Here is a 17,929-nt window from a genome sequence, read left to right on the forward strand (position 1 = left end):
CAGGACGATGCCGCATTGGAAAATTTTGTGCATCCGCTGCCGATCTGCGCAGATGAAAGCTGCCACACCCGCAGCAGCCTGAAAGCGCTGCACGGGCGCTATGAAATGGTCAATATCAAACTGGATAAAACAGGCGGCCTGACGGAGGCGCTGGCGCTGGCAACCGAAGCCCGCGAGCAGGGATTTGCGCTAATGCTGGGCTGCATGTTGTGCACTTCCCGGGCGATTGGGGCGGCGTTACCGCTTACGCCGCAGGTTAATTTTGCCGATCTTGATGGCCCTACCTGGCTTGCCAGCGACGCGGAGCCGGCCCTGCATTTTACGACCGGACAACTTCATCTCTAGGGTGCCAGCGCAGGAGATTGGACATGGCCAGCAGGTATTTCTCGCTCGCTTCATCTGAAGAGATGGGCGGAAATTCGGCGGTTATACAGTGTAAGTTCAGGTCTGCGCACCAGCTTCCAAATGAGCCGGGCGTTTCATAACCTACGCTGGTGACGAGAGGTAATTCAAACGACTGCGCCAGCCACGCGCCTAATTCGCTGCGCCTAGGATCTTCAATACAGGCCAGCGGATCGTGAAAAGAGACCACCCACGCAGGATGAATTCGGTGAATAAGCTGGCACAGCGCCTGGGTTTCTGGTTCTGAGCCCGGATTTTCGCCGGTCAACAACACCACATCGCGTTCTTCTGCGCTGCTGTTCCAGCGATACACCGTTTCACCCGCTTTCCAGTTGGCAGCGGGAAAGTTACGGTTTAGATCCACTCCGTTCGCATTTGCGCGCAGCCCGAGCTGGCAACCGTCAGGGTTAACCGCCAGCACCACATGGTGACGACGTAAGGAAGGATTAAGCGTACGCAATGCGCAGGAAAGGGTGACAACCGATGCGTTTTCGTCGCCGTGCGTTCCTGCCAGTATCAGACCGCTTTCACGATCGGCCGCCATTGCGGGAAACCAGATTAGCGGCGCGCCTAATAATGAACGTCCGTAATGTTCGGTTCCAGGTGGGAATGCGCCGCGCTCGGCACGGGGTCGGGTAACGGTCATAGTCATCTCTGAATGCGTGGATTGTTACTCGCAGTGTTGTGCAAAATGTATGGATAATCAAATCGTTTTCACACACTTATCTTTTCAGATGTAATATTATTTCCTTGTCGAAAGTTAATTGCATTTCCTGCTGGCGATACAAATAATTACACATTCACTTAGTAGCCGGAATTGAGGGTATTTTATGCAGCATTCTGTTTCAGTAACCTGTTGTGCGCTATTGGTAAGCAGCATTTCATTATCCTGGGCTGCTGATGTTCCCAGCGGAACGGTACTGGCAGAAAAACAAGAACTGGTGCGTCATATCAAAGACGAACCGGCGTCATTGGATCCGGCAAAGGCCGTCGGGCTTCCTGAAATTCAGGTTATTCGTGATTTATTTGAAGGGCTGGTCAACCAGAATGAGAAGGGCGAGATTGTGCCCGGTGTTGCCACTCAGTGGAAAAGCAACGATAACCGTATCTGGACGTTTACGCTGCGCGACAATGCGCAATGGGCAGATGGTACGCCGGTAACGGCGCAGGATTTTGTCTATAGCTGGCAGCGTCTGGTTGACCCGAAAACGCTGTCGCCGTTTGCCTGGTTTGCTGCGCTGGCGGGTATTAACAACGCACAGGCGATAATTGATGGAAAAGCCTCGCCAGATAAGCTCGGCGTTAGCGCGATCGATGCGCGTACATTGAAGGTCCAACTGGATAAACCGCTGCCATGGTTTGCCAATCTGACGGCGAGTTTTGCTTTCTATCCGGTACAAAAAGCTAATGTTGAGAGCGGTAAAGATTGGACCAAACCGGGTAATCTAATTGGTAACGGCGCTTATGTGCTCAAAGATCGCGTGGTGAACGAAAAACTGGACGTTGTGCCGAACACGCATTATTGGGACAACGCCAAAACGGTGCTGCAAAAAGTCACCTTCCTGCCTATTAACCAGGAATCGGCAGCGACCAAGCGCTATCTTGCTGGTGATATCGATATTACCGAGTCGTTCCCGAAAAACATGTATCAGAAACTGTTGAAGGACATCCCGGGCCAGGTTTATACCCCGCCGCAGCTTGGCACTTACTACTATGCCTTTAATACCCAGAAGGGGCCGACTGCCGACTCACGCGTGCGCCTGGCGCTCAGCATGACTATCGATCGTCGCCTGATGGCGGAGAAAGTTCTGGGTACCGGCGAAAAGCCCGCATGGCATTTTACGCCGGATGTAACGGCAGGGTTTGTGCCGGAACCTTCACCGTTTGAGCAAATGAGTCAGGAAGAGCTGAACGCGCAGGCGAAAACGCTGCTGCGTGCGGCGGGCTATGGTCCACAGAAACCACTTAAACTGACGTTGCTGTATAACACCTCTGAAAATCATCAGAAGATCGCTATTGCTGTTGCGTCTATGTGGAAGAAAAATCTCGGCGTTGACGTGAAACTGCAAAACCAGGAGTGGAAAACTTATATCGATAGCCGCAATACCGGTAATTTTGATGTGATCCGCGCCTCGTGGGTGGGCGATTACAATGAGCCATCTACGTTCCTGTCGCTATTAACATCAACCCATACGGGCAATATCTCCCGCTTTAATAACCCGGCGTACGATAAAGTGTTGACCCAGGCAACCCTGGAGAATACGCAGAAAGCACGCAATGCTGATTATAACGCTGCGGAGAACATTCTGATGGAACAGGCTCCCATTGCGCCGATTTATCAGTACACCAACGGGCGTTTAATTAAACCGTGGCTGAAAGGGTATCCGATTACTAACCCTGAAGATGTGGCTTATAGCCGCACAATGTATATTGTGAAGCACTGAAATCGCTGGCCTGTTCGGGACGTTGCATTGGCGATTTCCCGAACAGACAAGGCTGTAGGGAAGGTGGGTCATGAAAGCAATGGAAAAGTATCACCCAATAGAATGGGTTACACTGTATAAATACGAATGTCGTGCGCCTGAAACGCCGTGGCATACTCTTTGCTGATATTTTCCTCGACGACAATTACATCGATATTGCTGCTTTCGGTAACAACATAACGGGCGACGGCCGGGATCTTTTCAGCCGTCAGCGCGACAATAGTTTCATTACACTGTTTGATCACCGCTTTTTTGAACTCACAATCCGCGTAATCAAATCCGGTTAAGCCGGATTCTGGCGACATCGCGCAGCCGCCAATAAATCCCTGATCGAATAAAATGCCCTGCACCTGCGAGATAGCGGTGGCACCCACACACCCTCCAGAAGATCGTTGCACCGCGCCGCCCAGCATAATGACATCAAACAGTGGTTTTTTTAGTAAAACGGCGGCAATCTCCGGGGAATTTGTTACCACGGTTAACGCCAGCTCGGCGGGTAGGGCTTCAGCCATCGCCAGATTAGTACTGCCTGTGTCGATAAAAATGCAGCTTCCGGATTTGACCATCCGGGCGCATCTCTGCGCGATATTGCTCTTTTTCGCCACATTAATACTCTTGCGCACGGTGATGTCTTCGGATTCAGGGAGTGCAATGACCGCGCCGCCATAGACTTTTTTACACACGCCATCTTTACTCAGTTCATGCAGATCGCGGCGGATTGTATGTTCCGAAACGCCTAACCTACTGGCGAGTTCGGAACAGATGACTCTGCCGTTTTCCTGCAGGATCTGATAGATAAGCGCCTGGCGCTGTTCAGGGAATGCTGCGTAATCGAGCATCAATACTCCAGTGAAATAAACATCGAGCAATAACAAGCATAATTGTGCATTATGGTTCACGATGTCAACATCCCTTTAGGGAACCTATTGTTTGGATACAACAAGAAGAGGTTAGCTATGAAGGTTGCGCATATGGCGTTATGGACACGGGATCTTGAGCAACAAGCTCAATTCTGGGTCACGTTTTTTGACGCAAAGATCAACGAAAAATACTGCAGTAAAACCAATCCTGGATTTGAATCCTATTTTGTCAAAATTGGTGAGGATATCGCGATTGAGTTAATGACTAAGCCTGGACTGACAAAACATGCTCCCAACAATAACACCTCAGGCTGGGTGCATCTCGCCATTTCAGTTGGCGGCAGTGAAAACGTTGATGCCATGGCGATGCGTGCAAAAGAACAGGGGATATTAGTTTCTGACCCGCGCACCACCGGTGATGGCTATTACGAAGCGGTGATACGCGATCCTGACGGCAACTTGATTGAAATTGTGGCCTAAGGCTTCACGCCATCTCCAGTAGAAATGTTGTACCTGTTACCGACTATTGATGAGCATGATTCATAAGGTTGTCCTTCTTTTCACCTCTAATCACCCGCCTGTCGAGTCTCTATAATTTTTATAGTTTTCAGCATCGGTGGCGCGTGCTGCCACCGTTTTGGAGAGTCGAAATGCAAAATCAACGGAATACCGTCTCCAGCGCCGGCGCGGAGATTATGAGTCAACAATTTGATGGTAACAGCGTCTTTCCTCGCGGAGAGAAAAATGAAGCGTATGCGAAATATTTCACTGGCGACAGCTATCTGACTATGCTCTCCATGGAAGGCGTGGTCATTGGTAACGTAGCATTTGAGCCGGGCTGTCGTAACTTCTGGCATATCCATCATCAAGGGGGACAAATCTTGCTGGTGACCGGCGGCAGAGGCTGGTATCAGGCGTGGAATCAACCGGCGCGCGAACTGAAAACTGGTGATGTCGTACACATCCCGGCGGGAATGAAACACTGGCACGGTGCTGCGCGTGATAGCTGGTTTGCCCATATCGCTGTGGAAATCCCGGCAGCTGGCGCATCGAACGAGTGGCTTGAACCGGTAAGCGACACTGAGTACAACCTGCTCCCCTGAGCTGTGCGGGGCACGCGTTCTGCAGGTAAAGAATCCGATGCCCGAAGTGAATCAGTTTGAGCTGATTATTGATACAGTCCTGTATCTACATGACCTGAATCCGTATATTCCAACGCTGGCGCTGGTACTGCTTTGTCATTGATATTGCCTCATTGAAATAAGTGCAGAAAAAAGACGCGGATTTCCGCGCCTTTTCTTTTGTTAGTGTGTCGATGGCGATACTTCAGGATTATCCATATACAGCGTCTGGCTGGGGAACGCAAAGTCGGCGTCGTGTGCCTTGACTATCGAAATAATCTTTAAATAAACGTCCTGCTGTACCGCAAGCCATTCCTGCCACACGGTGGTTTTCGTGAAGCAATACACCATGATATTCAGCGATGAGTCGGCGAATTCATTAAAATAAACCAACAGGGTTTGTTTCTGGTCTATTCCCGGATGGTTTTGCAGCATTTCTCTGACCGACTCGACAACGGCACTGACTTTATCAGCATCTTCATATCGTAACCCGATCACCGTTTTGATGCGGCGATTCGTCATCCTTCCTGGGTTTTCTACGCTGATAGAGGAGAAAATCGAGTTCGGGACATATAACGGACGATGATCGAAGGTGTTTATTTTGGTCATTCGCCAGCCGATTTCCGTAACTGTACCTTCAATATTGCGGTCCGGGGAGCGGATCCAGTCGCCGATGCTAAAGGGTCTGTCGAAGTAGAGCATAATCCCTGAGAAAAAGTTGCTCAGAATGTCTTTGCCTGCCATACCTACAGCGATACCGCCGATGCCGCCGAAGGTTAACAGGCCGGATAAGCTCATACCGAAATGTTCGCCATACAGCAAAATGATGGCAACCACGATGGTAATCTTGATGATTCGCGACAGGATCCTCGCGCTGGTGATATCTCTACCTTTATTAATCTGCGTCTTTTCAAACTGATTAATTACCAGAAAAAGTTTGATGGTAAGGATCAGCGCAATCAACGAGGTGCAGATAAAGTCGACCACGCTGGAGGAGATAAATTTCAGGCTGTAATTTTCGATAACGTTATTAGCAATACTGCCTAACGTCCCGATGATAATGGCATAGACAAGAAATTGCGCGGCATGAAATATGAATCCTTTGCAGCGACGCTCTCCACGATGATACCAGACGCTCATCAGAACCAGCGCGGCACAGCAGCTGAGAATTACCGTCAAATTAAACGCATTATTTATAAACAGTTCAGCGATCATGATTCTTCCAACAGCTCCGTGGTAGTGAAATATCTTCTGATATCCTAATCCTCGAATATTTTACTCAGTTCTGGCGGTCAGATCATTAATCCATAGGGGAGATATATAATGCAATTAGCGCTATTTTCGGCGAAATAGCGCTGGTATCCACCCTGAAAGCGGTTTATGTAGCAGACAGTCAGTTGATGTCATGGTATTGTTAGCGCAAAGTAACAAGGTTTTCATCTGCAAAAGGACAGTACTATGATCATGGCTAAGCTGAAGACAGCGAAGGGACGGAAGTTTCTGTTGTGCCTGCTTGGGGTGTTTATTATCGCAGCGTCGGTCGTGACGCGAGCGACGATCGGTGGTGTGATTGAACAGTATGACATTCCCCTATCCGACTGGACCGCTTCAATGTACGCCATTCAATCGGCAATGATTTGTGTCTACAGCATGGTGTTTACGATTCTGTTGGCTATCCCGCTGGGAATCTATTTCCTCGGCGGCGAGGAGCAACACTAAGCGTTTGTTATGCCGGATGAGATCGCCATCCGGCATTGAGTTGTGTGGTTAATCGTCTTCTTCATCATCCAGTTCAACTGGCGTCTGATATTCATCCGGCTTGATGACCAGCAGGTCGCAGCGTAGGTGATCGATAACCTGTTCAGCGGTGTTACCAAGGAACGCGGCAGAAATACCGGTACGACCGACGGTACCCAGTACTACAATACCCGCCTGCAAGTGCTCGGCTAAATCAGGAATGACCTCTTCAGGCAATCCTTTTTCAACGTGCGTCACTTTCTCATCGATACTGAATTTCTGGCGCAACGCCTTCATGGCCAGCAGATGCTGTCCACGGATCGCGTCGTTATAAACGCTGGGGTCAAACTCAGGTAGTTCAATTGCGATATTGATTGGCGTAACAGGGTAGGCGCCAACCAGATGCACTTCAGTATGGTTAACCTGTTCTGCTAGTTGCAGCGTCTCTTTGACCAGTTTTTCATTGAGCGCGTTGTGATAAGGCTCTTCACTGGCGAGGTTCACCGCAACCAGCGCTTTACCCTCTTCAGGCCATGGCTGATCTTTAACCATCCATACCGGGCTTGGACATTTGCGCAATAAATGCCAGTCGGTAGGCGTGAAAATTACGGCTTCGAGGCGGTCGTGTTGGTGTGCCATTTTGAGGACCAGGTCATGCTGAGCGCTAATGACTTCCTGGATGATGGCTTCAAAGGGACGGTTATGCCATACCACTTTAATTTCAAGAGGGATCCCTGCTTCGATGTAGTATTTTGCTTGTTCACGGATCCAGGCTGTTCGCTGGCTGATGACCCCCTGACGCATTGCCGTACGCTCATCGGGCGACAGCAGGGTAGTCATCTCGTAGGAAAAGTCATAGATTGGCAAAAAGGCTTTAATTTTGCCACCAATCCGTTGATGCAAATAAACAGCTCGCCGTAATGCTGGTTGATCGTCCTGGTTTGGATCGATGACGACCAGCATATTTTTATACATAGCCATACAGGGTCTCCTTACAACTGTCATCGCAGTTTGTAATTAAAAGAGTAACCCAATAATGTGGATTGAAACAGGGGAGAACCTCCTGCCAGATCAATAAATCGGGAAAATTTAGCGATTTGACAGAAGGATAACAGAAATGCTTGCGGAAAGATTACGCTACGTTACGCGTGTGGCCAGCAAGAACTGCCAGCGCGTCGCTATTCTCAATAGTTATGTATTTGCCTTTCACTGCCAGCATACCGCTTTTCTGGAAACGACCCAACAGGCGGCTGATGGTTTCAACCGTCAAACCCAGGTAGTTACCGATGTCGCCGCGGGTCATGGTCAGGCGGAACTCACGAGGCGAGAATCCGCGCTGGGCAAAGCGGCGAGACAAGTTGTAGATAAAGGCCGCCAGGCGCTCTTCTGCATTTTTCTTCGACAACAGCAGGATCATATCCTGGTCGCCTTTGATTTCGCCACTCATCAGACGCATCATCTGCTGACGCAGATTCGGCATTTTTCCGGACAGGTCATCAAGGGTTTCGAAAGGAATTTCGCAAACCATTGAGGTTTCCAGCGCCTGGGCAAAGCTCGGGTGATGTCCGCTGCCAATCGCGTCAAAACCGACCAGATCACCCGCCAGATGGAAGCCGGTAATTTGCTCATCGCCTTGTTCGGTAATGGTATAGCTTTTAATCGTTCCGGAGCGGATAGCGTAGAGTGATTTAAGTTCATCACCTGCTTTAAAGAGCGTTTGCCCCTTTTGGATAGGCTTTTTGCGCTCGATGATGTTATCGAGCTGGTCAAGCTCATGCTCGTTAAGTGTGAACGGGATGCAAAGCTGGCTGATGCTGCAATCCTGGCAATGGATAGCACAACCGCCAGACTGAATGCGCCGTATAATTCGCTTTTCCGGGATCATAGGTCTGCTCAAGCCGTAATTGATATTTGTCAATTTTAACATCTTTTTGGTGAGCACGTAAGCCTGAGCTACTCCCAATAGAGAATAATTCAGGTATAACCGGAATGAATGTTTGTATCTCCTTGATTAACCGCATTAAATTTGTGGTCACATTATGCGAAAGTGTGACGAATAAGGCATTAATTGCCTGGAATCTAGAGTAGCAAATAGCCTTCGTGACGCAATAACCACTCTTTTCGCTGTACGCCGCCAGCATATCCAGTCATGGTGCCGTTACGCCCAATGACGCGATGGCAGGGGACTACAATGCTTACCGGGTTGGCGCCATTGGCCGCACCGACGGCTCTTGCAGCACCGGCGCGCCCTAACTGTTCGGCCAGTTGACCATAGTGCATGACTTGCCCACACGGGATAGTGCGTAATGCTTGCCAGACTTCACGCTGGAAAGGCGTGCCAGCCGTTGCCGTTTCCAGCGTGTCAATAATGCTGAGATTCCCGGCAAAATACTCCGACAGTTTATCGCTTAATCCGCCAGGGTTTTTGGCTGTAATACGCTGATAACCTTCTGTGCGGTAATGAATATCCAGCAATTGTTCCATGCGATCGCGGTGCTGATCCCATTCCACCGCGCGCAGGCGAAATTGCTCATCACAAATAACCCACAGCGGGCCCAGCGGCGTGTCGATGGTGTCTTCCAGTAAGTTCAGCATCCGTTTCTCTCATTACAGCGTTCAGGCGAGGTTACACATTATCACGGCAGCAACAGTTGCAGCTATACCCCTAAAAACGGATATCTGTATGTCGTGAGTAGATCTTTTCAGCGGAGCGAGCCAGGTGAATTATTGGAAATAATCGTAAACCGTTGTCGGTATAATAGTGCGCGGTTATGATAATGCTCGTCGTAATTCGCTGGAGGAAGAAACATGAATCTTGATGATGCTTCGCTGTTTCTGGATGCTATGGGGGATGTCCAACCACTGAAGGGCTGCGCCGATGTACACTGGCAGCCAACGCGTAATATCCGCACTCCGGCGCGTATCGATACGCTTCAACTGGATAACTTTCTCACGACGGGGTTTCTCGATATTATCCCGTTGAACGAGCCGCTGGAGTTTCGTCGCGAAGGTTTACAGCACGGCGTGACTGACAAACTGCGAACCGGAAGATATCCGCAGCAGGCGAGCCTTAATCTCATCCGCCAGCCCGTAGAAACATGCCGCCAGATGCTATTCAGTTTTATTCTACAGGCACAGCAAGATGGATTACGTAACGTGCTGGTGATACACGGTAAGGGGCGTGACGATAATGCTCATGCCAATATTGTTCGCAGCTATGTGGCGCGCTGGCTGACAGAATTTGATGACGTCCAGGCCTACTGCGCCGCTTTGCCGCATCACGGCGGCAGCGGGGCATGCTATGTGGCATTACGTAAAACCGCGCAGGCAAAACAGGAAAACTGGGAGCGTCACGCTAAGCGCAGCCGCTGATCAACGTATTCATCAGGCGGCCAGTACTCTGTTCCTGCCTTCGTGCTTGGCTTTGTACAACGCGTCGTCCACGCGTTTGAATAATTCATCAATACTTTCGTTCGTTTCGTGCCGCGCAACGCCAATGCTGACGGTAAAGCGGGGAAGACCAGGGAGAGTAACCTTGGCTACCGTCGCGCGGATCACTTCTGCAAGATTGAGGGCGACATCCAGCGAGGTTCGCGGTAGCAGCAGCACAAATTCTTCACCACCCCAGCGAAAAATAAGATCGTCTTTTCGTGCACAGGATTCCAGCGTGCGGGCCAGAGCGCAAAGCACTTCATCGCCTTTTAAATGACCGAAGAGATCGTTAATGCTTTTAAAACGATCGATGTCGATCAACAACAGACTGTAGTCCTGCGTCAATGATACCGCATGCGTCTGCTCCGGCTCGGTTACCTGATAAAAATGTCGGCGATTAAGTAATCCCGTTAAAGGGTCACGCAGAGCGGCATGCTCAAGCTCCTGTTCCAGCCGTTTTTGTTCGGTAATGTCATGAATAATGCACAACATGAGTTTATTACCGTAAATTTCAATCGGTCCGGCGTAGGTTTGCACATGACGTGAGGTGCCGTCTGCCAGTTTATGGACAAAGTGCAAAGGCTTATGGCCGCCGGGCAGATGGGCGATTTCATGCATCACCGGCAATATATGGCGGCCCAGCATGTTGATCTCCCAGGTATGTTTCTGGCACATCACATCAAGGTTGTAACCATAAAAATTCAGGGCACTGAGGTTTGCATCAACGATCAGGCCATCGCGGGACGGATCAATCAGTAACATTGGCGCGGAGTTGGTCTGGAAAAAACGCGCATAAAAGCCCTGTTTTTTTCGTTGATAAGTTGCTGAACGGCTGGCTTTCAGACCTTGCGCAGTAGGCGTTTCAATGCCTTCGAAAAGGATAACATCCCCCACGCCCGGCAGAGATTTAATGGACAGGCGGCTGGCCAACGCGATTTCCTCACCATCGCGGTAAACCGTGAGGATCTCAACAACGTGATGATGATTGCTCAAGTCACTGAGATACATGGTTAAATCATTTTGAGAATGCGTTGAGAATATGCCCTTGCGCAGTGGGGAAAAACAGAGATCCTGCATTAACTCACGTGCAACGATATTAGCGAACACCAGTTCTTCGGTTTGTGGCGAAACAATCCACACCGGAAAGGTTAACAAATCCAGTGAATGCAGCTCGGTTGTGCTCATCGATAATCCCGTTATCTTTATCTGCTGTGTTGCCCGTTTAATGGCGAAAATTTTAGATATTACAGTCTCACAAAGTTATTGATTGTCGGTGAGACAAGGGTTGTACGACTGGCTTTTGTTTGATGCTGTTTTCTGATTGGATCAGTTCATGAATCTTATGCGCTGGCAGCGGTTTTGCAAACAGGAAACCTTGCAGCATGCTACATCCCATCTGGGTAAGAAGTAATTCCTGCTCCTGGGTTTCTATTCCTTCAGCCACCACGCGCATATTCATGGAGTGAGCTATGTCAATAATGGTAGACACAATTTTTGTATTTTTACTGTTCTCGCTAATATCTTTGACAAATATCCTGTCGATTTTTAATTCCCGTGCAGGAAGTGACTTCAACATCAGTATATTTGAATAACCAGTGCCGAAATCATCAATAGAAACGGTGATCCCCAAAGCAGAGAAAGCATTCAGGATTTCAATACTGCGTTTTAAATTTTTAAGTGCAGTGCTCTCCGTGAGCTCCAGCGTGAGACAGGCAGGTGAAAGTTGGTATTGCGCCAGGGCGTTGCAAACAACATCAATAATATCATGCTGTTCAAACTGGGCGGGGGAGAGGTTAACGGCGAGCGTCCATTCTGTATTCCCTTGTAATGTCCACTGATGCAACTGCAAACATGCCTGTTGGATAACCCATCTGCCGACGGGAATAATCAGGCCCGTTTCTTCCAGCGCAGGCAGAAATTCAGCCGGTAGCAGCATGCCGCGCTCCGGATGATGCCAGCGTAATAACGCTTCAAAACCAGTCAGGGAATGATCTCCGGCGGTATATTTAGGCTGATACCATAGCTCAAACTGGTTGCGTTCAAGCGCTTGTGAAAGTTCCTGTAGAAATGTCGGCGGCGTATCAGCGATAGCTTCCATCTGGGGACTATAAATAGCCCAGCCGTTTCTGCCCGCCTGTTTGACATGATACATCGCCATATCGGCCTTCACTTTTAGCTCATGCAGTGTCGAGCCATGTTCGGGATAAATACTGCTCCCCGCACTTAACGAAACCCGAATGGTATGACCGAATAAGGTAAAGGGGTCACCGATCGCATCTGAAATTTGCGCAAGCAAGGCGGAGATAGCCTGCGGGTTGCAGTCTGGAACCAGCAGGATAAATTCATCTCCCCCCAGTCTTGCCAGCGTCATTGAGTCATCAAGGCAACTGTAGATACGCTGTGTACTGGCAATCAGCAGTTGATCACCGATGTGATGCCCCCAGGTATCGTTAACGACTTTAAAACGATCGAGGTCGATAAATACCAACGCGAAATGCTGTTGATGCAATTTGGAATGCCGCAGGCAGGCCTGTAAGCGGGTATCTATTTGCGTTCGATTAGCTAGTCCGGTCAGCGCGTCGAAGTGGACCTGATGTTCAAGCTGGCAGTTCAACTGATGCAGGTTGTCAGCCAGTCGGGAAGTGCGCAGTTGTGAATCCACCATTGAGACGACCAGCATGATACCCAAAATAATCAGCGTGACGGCGCAGACCCAGACAGAGAGTTCCAGCGTACTGAGCCCATCGTGCGCAGTGTGTCCAAAATGGGTGAACGTTGCCGCTCCCATACCGGTGTAATGCATAGAAGCAATTGCCAGCGCCATAATGAGGGCAGCAATAAGTCGGTTAATCAGCACGCGACGGGTGTTTTGGCGTAAATGGAAGGCGAGCCATAAACCTACGCCAGACGCAACGACGGCAATAATCACAGAGAGCAAAATCAGCGAGCGATCCCATGAGATGGCCACATGTTCGATAATGGCATACATGCCAACGTAGTGCATCGTGACAACGCCGGCACTCAATATGCTGGTGGCAATGACCAGTCGTTTTGTTGATAACGTATTACCGGAAATAGCGATATTGATGGCGAGGGTTGCAGAAATGAGCGCAATAAAGAACGAAAACGCGGTGAGTGATAGGTGATAATTGATCGGCATAGTCATTTTCATGGCCAGCATACCGATAAAATGCATCGACCAGATCCCCATACCCAGCGTAGCGCCGCCAGATAGCCGCCAGAAGGTAGATTCACGTTTGCTGGAGATTGCTACCTTACCCGCACTGTCGAGGGCAATAAAGGAGGCAATAAACGCGACAACAAAGGAAATCCCAATCAATACAGGGTCCCACGACACGTGCAACATCTTACTACCTATCGAAAAAAAGCCGTGATGATAAATCTAGCAGGTTTTGTCCAGTTAACCTGATAAAACCAGGAATGTTCTTGTGTTTTTACAATGAGTATTAGAGCGAAGAGCAAGATATTGAAAATGACAAGCCATTACTTATATAAACATTCATAAAAATTATGTTTCTGTGTGTTTTATGCTCGTCACGTGCTCGCCATCACAATAATCTGATGGTGGGGAACATTACCGCCATTGGCGGGATAAAGTGCTGAACTATTATGAATGGATAGTGTAATTTATTGACTTAAGTAAAAGGTCTGCTGGCTCTCATTGAAAGTTCAGCTTTCGTCACAGAGCAATGGAAATCTGTATTGCAGATGCTATAAAAATAACATCCACGTTATTTCTTGGTGCACAGGGTTAAAATGTTAAATGATATTAGCGTCAGAACCTTTATTGTTTTATTTCTGCTCATTACAGCGGTTGCGCTCAATGTTGTTGAAATGATTTTTTCGGCTACCCCAGAAATTATTATTGGCACTAATGCGGTAAGCATTATTTCTATATTATGTTTGTGGTGGTACATGACGAAATATCTGGTCATGCCGATTAATACGGTTAAAAGAAGCATTGAAGAAGTAACATCCGGGAATCTGGCAATCAGTATTCCCGAATTTGGTAATAACTGTGCGGGTAGACTAATTCCTGGCATCAATAGCTTATCAAGTAATATTTCAGCACTCGTTAATGAGATCAGAACATCCTCGCAAACGGCGATGACGCTTTCTGAACAGCTGGCGGAACGCAGCGCTGAGCTTTCAGTGAAAACAGAACAGCAATCCGGAGCATTAATGCAGACGGCTGCCAACATGGATGAAATAGCGGTTAATACGCGGAATAATGCTGATAACACGCAAATAGCCAGCGCCCAGGCAACAATTGCCACGCAATGCGCCCGTCAGGGTGGCGAATTAATGGTGCAGGTTGCGACAAATATGCGTTCAATCACCGAATGCGCACAGCAAATGACAGAAATTATTACGCTGATAGATGGTATTGCATTCCAGACCAATATTCTGGCATTGAATGCTGCTGTGGAAGCTGCAAGGGCCGGTGAACATGGCAAAGGGTTTTCCGTGGTGGCCGGTGAGGTAAGAATGCTTGCACACCGTAGTGCAGATGCTGCTAAGAATATTAAGCAACTGATTGCCCAAACCCATCAAAATGTTCAGCAAGGCGCTGCTATTGTGCGTGAAGCTGAGAAAAACATGCATGATATTGTCGGGGGGGCCGGGCAATTAAACCAACTGATGGGCGAGATATTAACCACTACGCAGGAGCAGGAGAAAGGAATAATCAGAATTACCCATGCTCTGGCCGAACTGGAGAACGTCACCCAAAGTAATGCCATTATGGTTGATGAGCTTTCTGACTCCTCAGGTATCCTGAAAAATCAGGTGATTGACCTTCAATCGCGAACGCATAAATTTCGCTTAAGTCATGCGCTTGAATCAGAGAGACGCCAGCGGGCCTGAGAGGGGCATCTCGTAACCAGCGCCGCATTCGTCGGCGCTTTTCTTATTATCAGATACTTTTTATGAATCATTTCAGCACAATGGGACAATGAGATATTGCTTAACATATTCTGACAGCTAGACTAACGAAAAAAGCTGAATGTTTGTGGAGGCGCTGTGGAAGCCATTAAGGGAACGGATGTTAATGTGCCGGATGCCGTGTTTGCCTGGCTGTTGGATGGCCGTGGTGGGGTGAAACCACTGGAAGATAACGATGTTATCGACAGTCAACATCCCTGCTGGCTGCATCTTAATTATACCCATCCTGAAAGCGCGCAATGGCTGGCGACAACGCCTTTACTTCCCAATAACGTGCGTGATGCGCTGGCGGGTGAAAGCACGCGCCCACGCGTAAGCCGGGTAGGGGAAGGTACGTTGATTACGCTGCGCTGTATTAACGGCAGCACCGACGAGCGACCTGACCAACTGGTTGCGATGCGCTTATATATGGATGAACGTCTGATTGTCTCAACGCGTCAGCGTAAAGTCTTGGCGCTGGATGATGTGGTCAGCGATCTCCAGGAAGGCACGGGAGCGGCTGATTGTGGTAGTTGGCTGGTGGATGTTTGCGATGCACTAACCGATCATGCCAGTGAGTTTATCGAACAATTGCACGATAAGATTATCGATCTGGAAGATAACCTGCTCGATCAGCAGATTCCGCCGCGTGGTTTCCTGGCATTGCTGCGTAAGCAGTTAATTGTGATGCGCCGCTATATGGCGCCTCAACGCGATGTCTATTCCCGGCTGGCGAGCGAACGTTTTTCCTGGATGACCGACGACCATCGGCGGCGGATGCAGGATATCGCTGACAGGCTAGGGAGAGGGCTGGATGAAATAGATGCCTGTATTGCCAGGACCGGTATTATGGCGGATGAAATTGCGCAGGTTATGCAGGAGTCTCTGGCTCGCCGAACGTATACAATGTCATTGATGGCAATGGTTTTTCTTCCCAGCACATTTTTAACCGGGCTGTTTGGCGTTAACCTCGGCGGTATCCCTGGCGGTGGCTGGCAGTTTGGCTTCTCACTTTTTTGTATTCTGTTAGTGGTCCTGATTGGTGGTGTTACTTTATGGTTGCATCGTAGTAAATGGTTGTAACAACAACGTTTTTTAGTGACTTTTGCGCATGAAAACGTCCTGGTTTTTGAGCGAAGTCAATAAACCATCTACCTATTCGGGGCAATATCTCTCTCGCAGGTGAATGCAACGTCAAGCGATGGGCGTTGCGCTCCATATTGTCTTACTTCCTTTTTTGAATTACTGCATAGCACAATTGATTCGTACGACGCCGACTTAGATTAGTCGGCTTTTTTTTGCCTGCAGGAAATCAGCGTCTACCCTAAAAGAGCCAACCTGAATAACTGGAGGGGTATATGAACTGTCTGATTGTAACGCCGCACACTGATTCGCTACCGACCGACCCGGTTCCCATTCCCGATCCCATACCTCGTCCGCAGCCAATGCCGGATCCGCCACCGGATGAAGAGCCGATTAAATTGTCGCATCGCGGGCGCAGATCTGCGAGGATACGCGCCTGCTGATTGTGAGTTTTTAACGCGAGATTAAATTGTGACCGCTTTTTCAACCCTGAATGTTTTACCTGCTGCCCAACTCGAGAATCTTAACGAGCTGGGTTATCTTGAAATGACGCCTGTTCAGGCTGCTGCGTTACCGGCAATTCTGGCGGGGAAAGATGTTCGCGTGCAGGCTAAAACCGGCAGTGGCAAAACGGCGGCTTTTGGTCTTGGATTATTACAGCATGTTGATGTCGCGCTGTTTCAGACGCAGTCCCTGGTGCTGTGCCCAACGCGCGAGCTTGCTGACCAGGTGGCGGGTGAGCTGCGTCGCTTAGCGCGCTTTCTGCCTAACACCAAGATCTTAACGTTGTGCGGTGGGCAGCCCTTTGGCGCACAGCGTGACTCCCTGCAGCATGCGCCACATATTATTGTCGCAACGCCGGGGCGTTTACTCGACCATCTGCAAAAAGGCACTGTTTCTCTGGATGCCCTGAATACGCTGGTGATGGATGAAGCCGATCGCATGCTGGATATGGGCTTTAGCGATGCGATTGATGATGTCATTCGCTTTGCGCCGGCTTCGCGTCAGACCTTACTGTTTTCTGCGACCTGGCCGGAAGCCATTGCCGCCATTAGTGGCCGGGTGCAACAAAATCCATTAACGATCGAAATTGATACCGTTGACGCGCTGCCGGCGATTGAGCAGCAGTTTTTCGAAACTTCCAGCCACGGCAAAATTGCGCTGCTGCAAAAATTGCTCAGTCAGCATCAACCTGCATCATGCGTAGTTTTTTGTAATACCAAAAAAGATTGTCAGGCCGTGTGTGACGCACTGAATGCGGCGGGGCAAAGCGCTCTCTCACTGCATGGCGATCTTGAGCAGCGCGATCGCGATCAGACGCTGGTGCGTTTTGCCAACGGCAGCGCGCGCGTTCTGGTTGCTACCGATGTGGCCGCGCGTGGTCTGGATATTAAATCACTTGAGCTGGTGGTTAACTTCGAACTGGCGTGGGATCCGGAAGTCCACGTCCATCGTATCGGACGTACCGCGCGTGCCGGCAACAGTGGTCTGGCGATTAGCTTCTGTGCACCGGAAGAAGCGCAGCGGGCCAATATTCTTTCTGAAATGCTGCAACTGAAGCTGAACTGGCTGCCAGCTCCAGCTAACGGCCCAATCCTGCCGCTGGAAGCTGAGATGGCGACGTTATGCATTGATGGCGGTAAAAAGGCTAAAATGCGTCCCGGCGATGTTCTCGGTGCGCTGACCGGTGATATTGGTCTGGAAGGCGCCGATATCGGCAAAATTGCCGTTCATCCGGCGCATGTCTATGTCGCTGTTCGCCAGACTGTAGCGCATAAGGCATGGAAGCAATTGCAAAACGGTAAGATAAAAGGCAAGACTTGCCGGGTTCGGTTATTGAAATAACCACTCGTCGGAGCGCCTGATG

17 protein-coding genes and 1 pseudogene are annotated in these 17,929 nt (G+C 49.4%); 10 read left to right on the plus strand and 8 right to left on the minus strand.

The features are described 5' to 3' along the window. Positions 1-345 (plus strand): enolase C-terminal domain-like protein (locus FDW87_RS22260; RefSeq protein WP_305764072.1); only part of this gene is annotated, 345 nt, incomplete at its 5' end. Here the strand turns inward: FDW87_RS22260 and mpaA are convergent. After that, positions 320-1,048, minus strand: a complete 729-nt coding sequence (gene mpaA / locus FDW87_RS10270) for a murein tripeptide amidase MpaA (protein ID WP_016153210.1) — start codon at positions 1,046-1,048, stop codon at positions 320-322. The two genes, FDW87_RS22260 and mpaA, sit on opposite strands and share 26 nt — an antisense overlap. Positions 1,049-1,232: 184 nt before the next feature. On the opposite strand from mpaA, the gene mppA reads away from it, so the two are divergent. Further along, entirely contained in the window at positions 1,233-2,846 is a 1,614-nt protein-coding gene (gene mppA / locus FDW87_RS10275; RefSeq protein ID WP_016153209.1) for a murein tripeptide ABC transporter substrate-binding protein MppA, read from the plus strand. Between the two features lie 107 nt (positions 2,847-2,953). On the opposite strand, the gene FDW87_RS10280 is transcribed toward mppA, so the two are convergent. Further along, positions 2,954-3,724 carry a DeoR/GlpR family DNA-binding transcription regulator gene (locus FDW87_RS10280; RefSeq protein WP_065554831.1) on the minus strand — a complete coding sequence of 257 codons (771 nt, stop codon included), beginning with the start codon at positions 3,722-3,724 and terminating at the stop codon, positions 2,954-2,956. Between the two features lie 117 nt (positions 3,725-3,841). Between FDW87_RS10280 and FDW87_RS10285 the strand changes: the two genes are divergently transcribed. Both FDW87_RS10285 and FDW87_RS10290 read left to right on the plus strand, forming a co-directional pair. Further along, positions 3,842-4,225, plus strand: coding sequence for a VOC family protein (locus tag FDW87_RS10285; RefSeq protein ID WP_047417311.1), 384 nt, complete (start codon positions 3,842-3,844; stop codon positions 4,223-4,225). Between the two features lie 215 nt (positions 4,226-4,440). Next, complete coding sequence (locus FDW87_RS10290) at positions 4,441-4,848, plus strand: cupin domain-containing protein (RefSeq protein WP_029139554.1); 408 nt, start codon at positions 4,441-4,443, stop codon at positions 4,846-4,848. 201 nt (positions 4,849-5,049) lie between these two features. On the opposite strand, the gene FDW87_RS10300 is transcribed toward FDW87_RS10290, so the two are convergent. Then, entirely contained in the window at positions 5,050-6,081 is a 1,032-nt protein-coding gene (locus FDW87_RS10300; protein ID WP_016153205.1) for a mechanosensitive ion channel family protein, read from the minus strand. 243 nt (positions 6,082-6,324) lie between these two features. Between FDW87_RS10300 and FDW87_RS10305 the strand changes: the two genes are divergently transcribed. Continuing rightward, complete coding sequence (locus tag FDW87_RS10305; RefSeq protein ID WP_003020403.1) at positions 6,325-6,585, plus strand: DUF2534 family protein; 261 nt, start codon at positions 6,325-6,327, stop codon at positions 6,583-6,585. A gap of 48 nt (positions 6,586-6,633) precedes the next feature. On the opposite strand, the gene uspE is transcribed toward FDW87_RS10305, so the two are convergent. The 3 genes from uspE to ogt form a co-directional block, all read right to left on the minus strand. Next, positions 6,634-7,584: a universal stress protein UspE gene (gene uspE / locus FDW87_RS10310; RefSeq protein ID WP_016153204.1), complete on the minus strand. Its 951-nt coding sequence runs from the start codon at positions 7,582-7,584 to the stop codon at positions 6,634-6,636. 151 nt (positions 7,585-7,735) lie between these two features. After that, positions 7,736-8,488 carry a fumarate/nitrate reduction transcriptional regulator Fnr gene (gene fnr, locus FDW87_RS10315; RefSeq protein ID WP_003020397.1) on the minus strand — a complete coding sequence of 251 codons (753 nt, stop codon included), beginning with the start codon at positions 8,486-8,488 and terminating at the stop codon, positions 7,736-7,738. A 194-nt stretch (positions 8,489-8,682) separates the two neighbouring features. After that, entirely contained in the window at positions 8,683-9,198 is a 516-nt protein-coding gene (ogt, locus tag FDW87_RS10320) for a methylated-DNA--[protein]-cysteine S-methyltransferase (RefSeq protein WP_016153203.1), read from the minus strand. Between the two features lie 213 nt (positions 9,199-9,411). Between ogt and smrA the strand changes: the two genes are divergently transcribed. After that, positions 9,412-9,975: a DNA endonuclease SmrA gene (gene smrA, locus FDW87_RS10325; RefSeq protein ID WP_053388543.1), complete on the plus strand. Its 564-nt coding sequence runs from the start codon at positions 9,412-9,414 to the stop codon at positions 9,973-9,975. A gap of 12 nt (positions 9,976-9,987) precedes the next feature. On the opposite strand, the gene FDW87_RS10330 is transcribed toward smrA, so the two are convergent. Next, positions 9,988-11,220, minus strand: a complete 1,233-nt coding sequence (locus FDW87_RS10330) for a sensor domain-containing diguanylate cyclase (protein WP_019076853.1) — start codon at positions 11,218-11,220, stop codon at positions 9,988-9,990. Between the two features lie 67 nt (positions 11,221-11,287). After that, positions 11,288-13,402, minus strand: a complete 2,115-nt coding sequence (locus FDW87_RS10335) for a bifunctional diguanylate cyclase/phosphodiesterase (protein ID WP_137379714.1) — start codon at positions 13,400-13,402, stop codon at positions 11,288-11,290. 410 nt (positions 13,403-13,812) lie between these two features. Between FDW87_RS10335 and FDW87_RS10340 the strand changes: the two genes are divergently transcribed. From FDW87_RS10340 to dbpA, 4 genes and pseudogenes are all read left to right on the plus strand, one after another. Next, positions 13,813-14,922 (plus strand): methyl-accepting chemotaxis protein, encoded by a 1,110-nt coding sequence (locus FDW87_RS10340; RefSeq protein ID WP_046274554.1) that lies wholly within the window; start codon positions 13,813-13,815, stop codon positions 14,920-14,922. Positions 14,923-15,078: 156 nt separating this feature from the next. Continuing rightward, positions 15,079-16,062: a zinc transporter ZntB gene (gene zntB, locus FDW87_RS10345; RefSeq protein WP_016153198.1), complete on the plus strand. Its 984-nt coding sequence runs from the start codon at positions 15,079-15,081 to the stop codon at positions 16,060-16,062. A gap of 314 nt (positions 16,063-16,376) precedes the next feature. Next, positions 16,377-16,505 (plus strand): annotated as a pseudogene (ynaL, locus tag FDW87_RS23225) (protein YnaL); the annotation flags it as partial. A gap of 28 nt (positions 16,506-16,533) precedes the next feature. Continuing rightward, a complete protein-coding gene (gene dbpA, locus FDW87_RS10350; protein WP_016156618.1) occupies positions 16,534-17,907 on the plus strand; it encodes an ATP-dependent RNA helicase DbpA in 1,374 nt (457 codons plus the stop codon). Positions 17,908-17,929 lie beyond the last annotated feature (22 nt).

The organism is Citrobacter sp. wls826 (genome assembly GCF_005281245.1).
In the GTDB taxonomy this organism is placed as follows: domain Bacteria; phylum Pseudomonadota; class Gammaproteobacteria; order Enterobacterales; family Enterobacteriaceae; genus Citrobacter; species Citrobacter braakii.

Coding starts and splice junctions, on each gene's coding strand:
- mpaA (WP_016153210.1), bottom strand. CDS start 1,048: ATGACCGTTACCCGACCCCGTGCCGAGCGCGGCGCATTCCCACCTGGA.
- mppA (WP_016153209.1), top strand. CDS start 1,233: ATGCAGCATTCTGTTTCAGTAACCTGTTGTGCGCTATTGGTAAGCAGC.
- FDW87_RS10280 (WP_065554831.1), bottom strand. CDS start 3,724: ATGCTCGATTACGCAGCATTCCCTGAACAGCGCCAGGCGCTTATCTAT.
- FDW87_RS10285 (WP_047417311.1), top strand. CDS start 3,842: ATGAAGGTTGCGCATATGGCGTTATGGACACGGGATCTTGAGCAACAA.
- FDW87_RS10290 (WP_029139554.1), top strand. CDS start 4,441: ATGAGTCAACAATTTGATGGTAACAGCGTCTTTCCTCGCGGAGAGAAA.
- FDW87_RS10300 (WP_016153205.1), bottom strand. CDS start 6,081: ATGATCGCTGAACTGTTTATAAATAATGCGTTTAATTTGACGGTAATT.
- FDW87_RS10305 (WP_003020403.1), top strand. CDS start 6,325: ATGATCATGGCTAAGCTGAAGACAGCGAAGGGACGGAAGTTTCTGTTG.
- uspE (WP_016153204.1), bottom strand. CDS start 7,584: ATGGCTATGTATAAAAATATGCTGGTCGTCATCGATCCAAACCAGGAC.
- fnr (WP_003020397.1), bottom strand. CDS start 8,488: ATGATCCCGGAAAAGCGAATTATACGGCGCATTCAGTCTGGCGGTTGT.
- ogt (WP_016153203.1), bottom strand. CDS start 9,198: ATGCTGAACTTACTGGAAGACACCATCGACACGCCGCTGGGCCCGCTG.
- smrA (WP_053388543.1), top strand. CDS start 9,412: ATGAATCTTGATGATGCTTCGCTGTTTCTGGATGCTATGGGGGATGTC.
- FDW87_RS10330 (WP_019076853.1), bottom strand. CDS start 11,220: ATGAGCACAACCGAGCTGCATTCACTGGATTTGTTAACCTTTCCGGTG.
- FDW87_RS10335 (WP_137379714.1), bottom strand. CDS start 13,402: ATGTTGCACGTGTCGTGGGACCCTGTATTGATTGGGATTTCCTTTGTT.
- FDW87_RS10340 (WP_046274554.1), top strand. CDS start 13,813: ATGTTAAATGATATTAGCGTCAGAACCTTTATTGTTTTATTTCTGCTC.